Here is a 12,275-nt window from a genome sequence, read left to right on the forward strand (position 1 = left end):
TCAAACCGACTGCGCTCACTCTCAAAAGATCCCGGCCTTCGCCGGGATGACGGGTTATTTGCATCATTCAACCTTGTTCCCACACGCCGCTAAAGCGCACATTTAACAACCACTCAGACATACCCTGATCCTCAAGCGCATATTCACCACGATTCGCTCGCCAAATAACATCCTTGCTCCGCAATGCCTCCAAGGCTTTTTGAACGCTCGGCGCGCTAACAGTGACTGAGGCCTTAGCATCAAAACTTAAAAGATTCTGTTCAATAGACGCCAAACTCAACTCGCTAAACGGATTAAACGCCTCATTGTTATAAGCCTGTTGCACTAGGTTCAACAGCACCGCTTTTTGCAAAGGCGTTAAGCTATTAAAAAGCGACTCATACTCCTCCCAAATACCCTGTTGATGCGTAATCGCACGGGTGCGCAATAAGCGACCTAATTGCTCGGCCTCACCTAACTCAAGACTCACCTGAGCAATCAACTTGGCCAGCATTTCAGGACGATGCCCCACCAGCTCAAAAGCATAAGCCACATCCTCCAGCAACAACTGATTCGACTCGGCTAGCCGCCCATTCCACCTTTTCGTCACAAACTTTACAAAATCAATACCTAATAATGGAAAAGGCGTAATGCTTGCGCCATAAAAAGGCGACTTATTTTTTAACACCAAACTGCCTAACTTATCTCGACTCGAACCCGTAAAAACCAAACGTATCGCATCTTGTCCGCCCTGGGTTAACGCATCTCTGGCGGCCTTTAATGCAAACATCGTATTCAAACCTTCTGGCGTTTCGAGTGCATGCTGCGCCTCATCAACAATCAACACAATTAACTTTTTTGACAGATGACTCAACAAACCCAGCGCTTGCGAAAGCGTGGCATCATCAGGCAAGTTAGGCTGTGACAAATCCCAACTAAGACTGTCTAACAGCGTCACTTTTCCAATCCCAACCTTCTTAGCCAACTGCCTAACGCGACTATCAAACGGTTGCAGCGCTTTCGCCACCGCCGCACGAATTAAATCTTGCGGATTTAATTGCTTATTCGACCACAAGTCCACATACACCGCTAACCAACCTTGGGCCTCACAAGCTGGCATCAAATCATTGCGCAAAAAGGTACTTTTACCTGTCCGCCTTGGAGCCGCTAAAAATAAACCCGAACGATAATCCAACAACCCCTCGCCAGCTAAATCGCTTACCAAAGCCTGCGCGAGTTTCGTACGATGGTAAATAACTTGGTTTAGGCTCATAATTTATACCCCTTTATCTAATGGTTTATAAATTATACCTCAAAGGATAATTGAGTATAATTAAATCCATTTAGCGTATAACAGTCCAAAACCACACGTTATTCCAGCCCTCAAGAGATCCCGGCCTTCGCCGGGATGACGGCCTATTTCCTTGTCATTCCGGCGTAGGCCGGAATCTCAAACCGACTGCGCGCGCCCTCAAGAAAACCTTTACTCATCATTTCAACATTAAAAACACACGCGGTTTTTGCCCGTGCGTTTGGCTTCGTAGAGCTTTTTATCCGCATTTTCAACGGTATGCATATAATCAGGCGAACCATTAAACGCCGCTGCACCAATAGAAACTGTGACCTTTATGCGCCGTTGATTTTCCAACTCAATCACCTCGTTTGCCACCAAATTACAAATTTGCTGCGCAAACTCCACTGCCTTATTAATCCCCAGCTCAGGCAAAGCCACCATTAACTCCTCGCCCCCGTAACGAAACGCATAATCAACCAACCTCAGTTTTGAGCGTATAAGATGCCCCACCACCTCCAACACCTTATCGCCTGCCGCATGACCATGCACATCATTAACCTGTTTAAAATCATCAATATCGATCATCAACACACTCAGCGGCAGTTTCGTGGTAATCGCCATCCTGACCTCACGCTGCATAATTGGCGACATAAAACGGCGTTCAATCAATTTCGTTAAGCTATCGCGCTGTTGAGAGATAAACACCGACTCATCCACTATAATGCTCAACAAATAAACCAGCTCTTTAATCCGTTCATCAATCTGCTCAAGCAACACCTCAGTATGGCTAGCCGTCAACAACTCGGTCGATAGGCTATCAATTGAAGCCGTGAGCTTAGAAATTTGCGCCACCTGCGCTTTATTCGCCACCATCATCGCCAGCTTATGCCCCACCCACAAACCAAATTCCGAGCTAAAGATGGATTGTTGAGGTTTGGCCTTAAACACCACCGCCCGCACCAAACGGTTATACCAGCCCAGCAAATCCGACTTAATCCGCTCGACCTCTAGCGCGATATCCTTACCCGACAACTGACTAATATACTCTTGGGTGACGCGCTCATTAATAGAATGCTTAGTCACATAGCTTTCATCCATAACGGTTAAACACGCCATAAATAACTTATCAATCACCTCAATCAGCGCCAACTTATCCTGTATATCGACGTCTGTCATCAACACACCTCGATAAAAATGGCGCTTCAAAATCATCATGCCAAAATGCACAAACGACAAAGGCACATCAATCCGCGCATGAATTTCACCAATCTTTACCTGATAAGCGATAAACGTATCCACCTCTTCCGGTTTATTTTTGGACGACAGCGTCAGCCTGAGCCAATCACCCAGCGTATCCTTCAAGCGATTAGCGACCTGATCCTGAGAAAGAAAAAAATGAACCGCTTCATTAAGCATCAAATGGTCATAAAAGTCCGCTACGGCGCTAGGCACCAACTCAAACAACATTGACTGAAATTGATCCAATACCCGATTGTTTTCCTCAATATATAAGTCTGCCAAATAAATCGACACTAAATCATCAGATTTAGCCGTTAATCTATCCAATTGTTGATCCATCTTCTGTGTTTTCATACATTATTTACTCTCTTAACCTGTTATCTAATCACTAAATACGCTACCTACATACGTGCGCGTCACTCTCAAAAGATCCCGGCCTTCGCCGGGATGACCGTTTTTTTAACCTCGGTGTATGTCGATTTTTGCTGCCGTTAACTGTTTTATTAATTCATCGGCTTGCGCTTCCCAGCCCTCTTTTAACCAGGCCTGGTTGATACCGCCTGTTTGAATCAGCTTTATCGCCTGTTCATAGCTTGCCGCTACTTTCACCTGATAGTCCGCCCTTGCGCTTTGGGCTAGGGCTTTGAGCTGTTGTTTATCGGGGCACAGAATTAACAGCACCGGCTTCTTATCCATTTCACTGTCATCGCGAGGCCGCAGGCCGTGGCGATCTCTCGCAGACGGCGCGCGCCCTTGAGAGATTGCCGCGTCGCTTTGCTCCTCGCAATGACCCAGATTAGCGTCATCAGCGTCGGCTTGTTGCAATGGCTTGAGTTCACGACTTAACACCCGATATAAGGCTTCTGAATCAAGCGGTTTGGCGAGGTGGTCGTTCATCCCGGCCGCCAACGCCTTGTTTTTATCTTCCACCATCGCCGCGGCGGTGAGCGCGATAATCGGGATAGTCGGGTTAAACTCGCGAATCGCTTTAGTTGCCAAGTAACCGTCCATCACCGGCATTTGAATATCCATTAAAATTAAATCAAACTTCTGATCTCTGGCTTTATCCACCGCCACCTGACCGTTTTCCGCCACCTCAAAACGCACGCCGGTTTGGCGCAACATTTCACCCGCGACTTCTTGATTGATTTCGTTGTCTTCAACTAACAATACCCGACCGGACAGCTGTGGATGATCGCTAAAATGCGGCTGGCTAATCAGTTGTTTACGCTGTTCATCATCACACAAGGGCATGGTGACGCTAAAACTAAACACCGAACCCTTACCTAATTCGCTTTGAATCTGAATGTCATCGCCGCCCATTAAGCGCACCAACTTTTCACTGATTACCAACCCCAAGCCGGTGCCGCCATGTTTGCGGGTAATGCTGGTGTCGGCTTGGGTAAAGGCATTGAACAACTTGGCTTGTTGCTCGGGTGTCATGCCGATGCCGGTATCTTTGATCGAAAACGCCAACTGCGCAACCTCACCCGCTTGTTTTGGGCTTGTAAGCTTAATCTCTAAGCGTACCTCTCCGCGCTCGGTAAACTTAATCGCATTACCAATCAAGTTGGTTAAAACCTGACGCAAGCGCAAATTATCACCATACAAACAAACATGACAATCACACTGACATTGCACACCAAAGTCCAGCCCCTTGTCCTGCGCCATACCGATAAACAAACTATTGAGTTCATCTTTTAGCTGGCTCAGCTCAAACGGCTGCGGATCGAGTTCTAACATCCCCGCTTCAATCTTCGAGAAATCTAAAATGTCGTTGATAATGCCGAGCAACAAACGACCCGATTGATTAACGCGCTCAAGCTGGTGATGCATTTTAGCAGGGTCGGTTTCCTTTATACCCAGCTCGCTCATGCCAATAATGCCGTTCATCGGCGTGCGAATTTCATGGCTCATGTTAGCCAAAAACTCCGATTTCGCCTGATTCGCCGCTTCAGCCTGCTTCTGGCTTTCAAGTTGCTGATGCCAAAGTCGGTTGAAGGCGTGGATGAGGGTGCCGACTTCGTCGGTGCTACCCACCGGCAAACGCGCATAGGGTTTTGCGCCGGACGTCATGGCATCGATTTGTTGTGCGCTTTGTTCAATCGGTTTCAGCTGGCGGCGCATGACGAGATAAATCAGCCCCGCAAATACCAGCATGGTGAACACACCCAGCCAAGCCATTTTTGTTAACAGCGTCCAACCCGCTTGGTTAACAATCGAGACAGGAATGGTATGAATTACATGCCAGTCCATTAAATCGAGTTTTTGCGCGCTAAATGCCGCGCGTTGATCAAAATAACTTTGCGCAATCCCTTGAGTTTCACCCGCATGCACGCGTTTTAAAATTTCACTCTGCGCAAAGCTCGGTAGCGGTTGCATCGCCAGTTCATGGCGGCTAGAGGTCACAAACAAATCGTTTTTAAAATCAATCAGATACAAATTACCCACCCCGCCATGCACTTTTTCAGTCAGGCTGGTAATTAGGTTGTCATCGGCTAAACGGGTAACGCCAAACAAATAGCCGGCAAACTCACCGTTATCCGCAATAATCGGCACCGAAATCAAAAACACCGGTGTCTGCAACCCACGCCCAATTAAAGGGTGCGTAATGACCGGCGATCGGGTGGCTTTGACTTGTTTCGCATGTTCACGATCAGACAGGTCAATGCCTACTCGACCTTCGAAAATCGGTGAGTCAACATAAATATGTGCATCAGGCTTCATTACAATCAGTCCACCATTAAACTGGCTATGCAACATCACCCGGCTATCCAATAGGCGCTGCAACTCGTGCCGACTCACCAAGCCTTCACCATCTTGTAATTGAACACTAAATTGTTTCAGGGTATCAATACGGGTTTGCAAACCGTCTTGAATATGACTGATCGCCAATTGCTGCATAAGCTGTTGCTGTTGCAAAAAAACCGCTTGCGAATGGTTAAACACCATGCGCGCCGACCATAAACCGCCGACGATGGCTACGAGCAAAAAGACCAGCGTCGCTAGGATAACAATGCGTGTTTTAAGTTTTAGTGACCATCGCTTCATTTTGTATCCTGTTATTTTTTATTTTATTGATCATTAAATTTAACCTCGTTACAACGCTGTGCGCGGCCTCAAATCAATCGTCATTGCGAGGCCGTAGGCCGTGGCAATCTGTTGCCGACTGTGCGCGCCCCTCAAGAGATTGCCGCGTCGCTGCGCTCCTCGCAATGACGGGTTGTTTTTACATTGCGAGGCCAACAAATCACTCGTCATTGCGAGGCCGGAGGCCGTGGCAATCTCTTACAGACTTTGCACACTCTCAAGAGATTGCCGCGCTTCGCTCGCAATGACGGGGTGTTTTTACGGACTGTTTCTGTGTCAGGATAGTTCATTCAGTAGCGCGTTCAGCTTATCTTGTGCGGTTTCGAAATCAAAGTCATCTAAGGCGCTTACCAAGGCTTGCCATGTCGGTTGAAGCGCGGCTGGTATGGCGTTTTGCAATTGATCTAGCTCTTGGTCGTCGATATACTCACTGGCTTCGATGCGAGGTTTAAGGCTTTCAAGACGCTGATAAATGCCACTGTCTCGCTTGGCACTTTCAACCGAACCCGCTGTAACGACTGGCTCATCCTGCTCGCCCAAATAAGCGGCAATCTCAACTTGGGTTTGACTTAACGCATTGCGCAAGGTTTCAATTTGTTGCGCACTTGGGCATTGTTGATCCTTGAGTAATAAATCAATTTGCAAACTAATCTCAAACACCCCTTGCGCCGCTAAATTACCCGCCACGCCTTTGAGTGCGTGATTGAGTTTTTGCGCCTCATCAAACGCCGCCTCATCGCTATCGTTTTCGAGCAGCTGAACCCAATCCACCACTTTAGAAAAATCACTATCAATTTGCTCAGAAAACTTTTTCAACAGTTTTCTTAAAAGGGCTTCGTTGCCTGCTAATTGAGTAAGGCCCGCTTGAATGTCTAACATGATTGTTTGCTCCTGTTTAGGGGGTAGGGAAATTTTTTCCAATTTTTTTGCTAGCTCGACCAACTCAGCTAACTCCGCTGACTCACTCGAAGATAACGCCGGGATCGCTTGTATTGCTTTAAAATAATGACTTAACACCCGCTGCAAGTCTTGCGAGTTAAGCGGTTTGCTTAGATGCTCATTCATACCAACCGCCAAGGCTTTATCGCGGTCTTCGATCATCGCGGCGGCGGTCAAGGCAACAATCGGCACATTAGGACTAAATGCACGGATTGCACGAGTAGCTTGATATCCATCCATCACCGGCATTTGAATATCCATTAATATCAAATCAAATGCTTGCTCGCCTGCCTTGTCCACCGCGACCTGACCGTTTTCAGCCAGCGTGACCTCTAAACCACACTGTCTAAGTTGCTCACCCGCGACTTCTTGGTTGATTTCATTGTCCTCAACCAATAACACTCGTCCGCTAAATTGCTGTTGGGTGTGTGAGTGAGGTAAGGCTTTAACCTGATTTTGTTGTTGCTGATTGCACTCTATTAATGGCAAGCAAAAGCGAAAGGTTGAGCCCTCGCCCAGCACGCTCTCAATATGAATATCATCACCGCCCATTAACCTTACCAATCGCTCGCTAATTACCAAGCCTAAACCTGTGCCACCGTGCTTGCGGGTGATACTGGTGTCGGCTTGGGTAAAGGCGTTAAACAACCGCGCTTGTTGCTCAGTGCTCATACCGATACCACTATCTTTGATTGCCAACTCAAAGCGATCTTGCTTTCGAGTGAGCCGCAAACTCACCTCACCCTTCTCGGTAAACTTAATCGCATTGCCCATCAAATTGGTCAGCACCTGACGCAGCCGCAGTTCATCGGCATACAGACATAAACCGGCCAAGTCTCCCGCCTGCATGCTTAACTTCAACCCCTTCTGCTCTGCCGTACTCGCAAACAGACTATACAAATTATCTACTAGCGTATCGAGATAAAACGGCTGGGGGTCTAGCTCCATTTTGCCTGCTTCGATTTTCGAAAAGTCGAGAATGTCATTGATAATCCCCAACAACAAACGCCCGGAATAATGCACCTTGCTGAGTTGGTCGCGCATTTTTTCCGGGTCGGATTGTTTCATCCCCAACTCACTGAGTCCTAAAACCCCGTTCATTGGCGTACGAATTTCATGGCTCATATTCGCCAGAAACTCGGATTTAGCGCGGTTAGCGGCTTCCGCGCGGTCACGGCTGGCTTCCACTTCGGCTTGCAGCGCTTGTTGCTGTTGCTGAAGCCGTCTGGCATAAATCAAGCTACTAAAGTTTTGGCTAAACACAATCAGCTCTTGCGCTAACTGCTCGGAATAACCCTCTGGCGCATTGGCAATCCCAAAAAAGCCGACCATTTCATCGGCATACAACACTGGGATGCCCATAAAGGCGTTTAAAGGCGGGTGACCAGCAGGTAAACCGCCAGCGCGCGTGTCATTGACGGGATCATTCGAAATCAAGGTTTGTTGGTTTAATAACGCATAACCAAACAAATTATTTAAATTGCGAAACTCCATGCCGCGCCCCGCGACCTCGTCATATAGAGCACGGGTTTCGTCATTCCACGCGATATTGGTCATCGCAAAGGTTTTTAAATAAGGCGCACCCTGCTCATCATGCAATACCTCGCCGATAAACCCATATTCACTTTGGGTAAAACTTAAAATTTCACTCAATAACACATCCGAGGTCAAACTAATATCCTGCGACACCATAAAGGTTTGGTTCGCTTCCCACACGGCTTGTAACAGCTTGTTTTGCCGCTCGGTTTTGAGTTGCAACTCTTTTTGCGTGCTAATGTCTGCACAAAAACCATGCCAATAAATGGTGCCATCTTCGCGTTGTGTTGGGCTGGACTGACCCCGCAGCCAGCGCGTTAAACCGCTAGGCAGGTTAACCCGAAACTCCTCGGCCCAGGATTCCAGCGTTTGTGCCGAATGCTGAATCGATTGATTAAGCTTGTGCTGGTCATCCGGTTGAATACGGGCAAACAGTTCTGTCGCATCCTGCGCGACCTCGTCAGGCATTAAGTCAAATAAATCAACAATCCCTTCGCTGGCATAGGGAAATGCCATCCTTCCATCGGGGCTTAAACTAAACTCAAAAATCATCCCCGGAATATTGGTCGCTAACTGTTGCAAACGTTGATGGGTTTGTTGGGTCTCGGTTTGGTCAATCATATACCCGAGGATTTCTTCGACCTCGCCTTGCGCGTTATAAAGGGGGCGGGTGTAATCATAAAACCAATGCGCCTGCCCCTGATTGTCGATCAGGCGATAGGTTTGCTCCCAGAAAGGTCGTTTTTCGGCTAGGTACGCTGTAACTTCAGCGCCCACTTGGTTTAAATCGTCTGGATGTACCATCGAGGAAAATGCAAACCCCTCGGCCATTAGATCGTCAGGCGTATAGCCCAATACCTGCTGCACATTCGGCGACACAAATGCAATCGGCCAGCCCGCTTGCGGCAACCACTTAAACACCACCACCGGCCCACCGGCAAACAAATCCCGCTCGGTACGCAGCCGCTCCGCTTCATTGGATAAACGCTGTGCCCAATCTTGATACACCAAACTCACCAAGTCTTTTTGATGTAACAAACCAAGCGTTTTGTTAGTTTGCTTGTCGATCACCACCAAGCGCTTAATACGCTGCAAGCGCGTGGTTTCAAGCGCCTGAGCAAGCGTTAGGCTGGCATCAAAAGTAATTAACGGTGAGGACATCAACTGCTCGGCGCTCACCGCCATATCGCCACCCTGTTCAAACCAGTTAATCACATCCGTTTGAGTCACCAAACCTACAGGTTGTTCGCCATCAAAAACCAAAGCGGCGGTTTGGTGGTTGATGCTGAGCGCATGAAACACCGCTTTGACCTTGCTGTCTCGCGCTACCCTAACGAACTGCGTGCTTTGCAATATCTCCGACAAGGTTTTAGTGTTGGCCAGGTTGTGCGGATCAAGACAAGACGCTAAGTCAGTTGCGCTGACAATGCCACACAATTGACTATTGGCATCCAACAAACACAAATAACCATCGGGATGACGACGAATCACCTCTAGCCCATCGAGTATGGTTTCGTTGGGTGATAAGGTGGGCACCTGATTCAAGGATACTTGAGATAATGGCAGATTAAAATCAACCTCCTGCAATCGAAATTGTATCAGCTCTCGGGTGGTTAAAATCCTTAGCCCTAACGCTCCGGTGACGATCACATCACGCAATTTGCGCTTGGCCATTAAATGCACCGCCTCGTTAATCGATTGACTATCGGCAATCGTAATCACATTCGGTGTGGCAATCTCGCCTAGCTTGGGTAAATACATAGTTATCTCACTTAGTTTTTATTTTTTCTTTGCTTGGGCGCTATCCCAAAAACAAATTTGCGATTTTCCAGCTTTTTTAGCCTGATACATCAGCGCATCCGCGGTATGCAGTAAATCACTTTCATCTAAACCGGCTTGCGGGTAAATCACGACCCCGCAGCTAACAGAAATTCGCACCTCAGCCCGCTCAGACTCCAGCTTAATCGGGCGCTCTATATGTTCAATTACCCGCGCCAATAAGGCTTCTACGGCTTGTTGGTTTTCAATATCGACCATTAACAGCACAAATTCATCGCCGCCCAGTCGCGCTAAACTATCCGATTGGCGCACATCCGCCTTTAAACGCCGCGCCACCTCAATCAACACTTCGTCCCCGGCTTGGTGTCCATAGGTATCATTAACGGGTTTAAAGTTATCCAAATCCAAAAAACACAATGCCAGGTGCTGTTGATTGCGTGTTATTTGTGCTAACCCCTGCTTAATCCTGTCGGATAACAACCGCCGATTAGGCAACCCGGTTAATGCATCGTAATGCGCGAGACGAATTAACTCGGCCTCGCCTTCTTTCACCGTGCTGATATCTGAAAACACACCGATATAGTATTTAGGTTGGTTTTGGTCATTGCGAATCAATGAAATAGATAGCATCTCGGCATAGACCTCGCCTTCTTTACGGCGATTCCAAACCTCACCGCGCCAAAAATCAGCTTGATGTAACTTTTCCCACATTGTTTGATAAAAGCCCTGTTGGTGACGGTTTGACGATAAGAACCCTGGGTTTTTACCCACCGCCTCCGCGGCGCTATAGCCAGTGATTTCAACAAATGCCCGGTTAACGCGAATAATCTGATTTTCGGCATTGGTGATCATGATGCCGGCATAGCTGTTTTCAAACACACTCGCCAGCAGCCTCAATTCGTCTTCGATCTTGTATCTGTCTAAAATTTGAATCAGCTCATTCGTAAACGCCTCTAGCATTTGGATTTCATCAGGCAAAAATTCATACGTTATTTCCTCATTCTGCTCGCGATAACCAATCATCACAAAGCCTTCTAATTGATCACGAACAATCAAGCTGGTGGTTAAGTTTTGCTTTAACAAGCTAGAAGAAGAACCGCTAAAAAAGTCTTTGCCCTTGTAGTTAATCTGCGCGCTCAGTAAATCTGGTAATAAAAAAGCCGGTGGTAACAGCATCACAGCCTGTTGCAAAAAGGCTTCTCGCTTTAGGCTGGTATTTTGTGCTAATTCCAATAAACCATATAAACACTCCAGCTCTTTTAAACGTTCTGCCAGCTCAAATGCCGTTTGCTCGAAATTTTTATTCGGGTCTTTCGCCTTTTTGTCTAACGCGCGTGTCGGTGTTGTCATAAACGTCCTCTAAAATAATTCAATATCATCAGCCGCCGATTCCACCACTTCGATTTGGTTGCGGCCTTTTTGTTTGGCGCGATAGAGTGCTTCATCGGCATATTTATAGATTTCATCGGTGGCATATTGCACTGCCGGGTCCAGCTCCATTAGACCCATCGACAAGGTAACGCAGTCATAGGGTGGATTGGCTGAATGCTTAATCTGCTTGTCTTGCAAATGTTGACGCGAGGCATCAGCTCTACGCTTTAATTCGTTTGCATTTTTTTCGGTATAAATCACACAAAATTCTTCACCACCCAAGCGAAAAACCCGGTCATTAGGCTGGTTAAATGAGGCGGTTAAGCTGTCACTTATTTCACGCAACACATCATCACCCGCTTGGTGACCATAGGTATCGTTATACTTTTTAAAGTTATCCGCATCAATCATTAAATAGCCAATCCAGCAACCATTGGCATGGTTTTTATTAATATAACCGGCCAGTATTTGATTGTAATAACGGCGATTATAAAGCTGTGTCAGCTCATCGGTATGCATCATCTGCTCGACTTTTTTGTGATCCGTAATGTCATGGCGCACGGCGGTGTAGCCAGTCATGATGCCCAGCGGATCAAAATTGGGGCTAATAAAAACTTTTACCCAATAAAACCCACCGTCTTTTTTACGATTTTTCACCTCACCTGACCAGGGTTTGCCTTGCTTAATCGTTTGCCATAAATCATCATATAGCTCACTTGGCATATCAGGATGACGCACGATATTATGATTCTTGCCAATCAGCTCTAACTCGGTATAGCCACTTATTTCACAAAATGCTTTGCTTACCGAGGTAATCACACCCTTCAAGTCAGTGGTGGAGGTAATCACATGCTCATCCACCATCGTGATGTAATTCATAAACTCTTTAACTGACATACCTTGTTATTTCCTTTGTCATCATCATTTTTTAATATAAATACGTTTTGCGAGCCCCACCCCCCTCGTCATTGCGAGCGAAGCGAAGCAATCTCCCAAACCAGTGCACGCCCTCAAGAGATTGCCGCGTCGCTGCGCTCCTCGCAATGAC

6 protein-coding genes are annotated in these 12,275 nt (G+C 47.1%); all 6 read right to left on the minus strand.

Annotated elements, in window-relative coordinates:
• Positions 1-67: 67 nt before the first annotated feature.
• A complete protein-coding gene (locus NA59_RS13480) occupies positions 68-1,252 on the minus strand; it encodes an ATP-binding protein (protein WP_044414000.1) in 1,185 nt (394 codons plus the stop codon).
• 228 nt (positions 1,253-1,480) lie between these two features.
• A complete protein-coding gene (locus NA59_RS13485) occupies positions 1,481-2,866 on the minus strand; it encodes a GGDEF domain-containing protein (protein ID WP_044414002.1) in 1,386 nt (461 codons plus the stop codon).
• Between the two features lie 105 nt (positions 2,867-2,971).
• A complete protein-coding gene (locus NA59_RS14600; RefSeq protein WP_052501706.1) occupies positions 2,972-5,563 on the minus strand; it encodes a response regulator in 2,592 nt (863 codons plus the stop codon).
• Between the two features lie 315 nt (positions 5,564-5,878).
• Positions 5,879-9,838: a PAS domain-containing protein gene (locus NA59_RS14605; protein ID WP_052501707.1), complete on the minus strand. Its 3,960-nt coding sequence runs from the start codon at positions 9,836-9,838 to the stop codon at positions 5,879-5,881.
• A gap of 18 nt (positions 9,839-9,856) precedes the next feature.
• On the minus strand, positions 9,857-11,206 hold the full coding sequence (locus NA59_RS13500; protein ID WP_052501708.1) for a GGDEF domain-containing protein: 1,350 nt from the start codon (positions 11,204-11,206) through the stop codon (positions 9,857-9,859).
• A gap of 9 nt (positions 11,207-11,215) precedes the next feature.
• The gene (locus NA59_RS13505) at positions 11,216-12,124 is read right to left on the minus strand and encodes a sensor domain-containing diguanylate cyclase (protein WP_052501709.1); all 909 of its coding nucleotides are present in this window, start codon (positions 12,122-12,124) and stop codon (positions 11,216-11,218) included.
• Positions 12,125-12,275: the final 151 nt, after the last annotated feature.

The organism is Thiomicrospira microaerophila (assembly GCF_000934765.1).
Taxonomy (GTDB): Bacteria; Pseudomonadota; Gammaproteobacteria; order Thiomicrospirales; family Thiomicrospiraceae; genus Thiomicrospira; species Thiomicrospira microaerophila.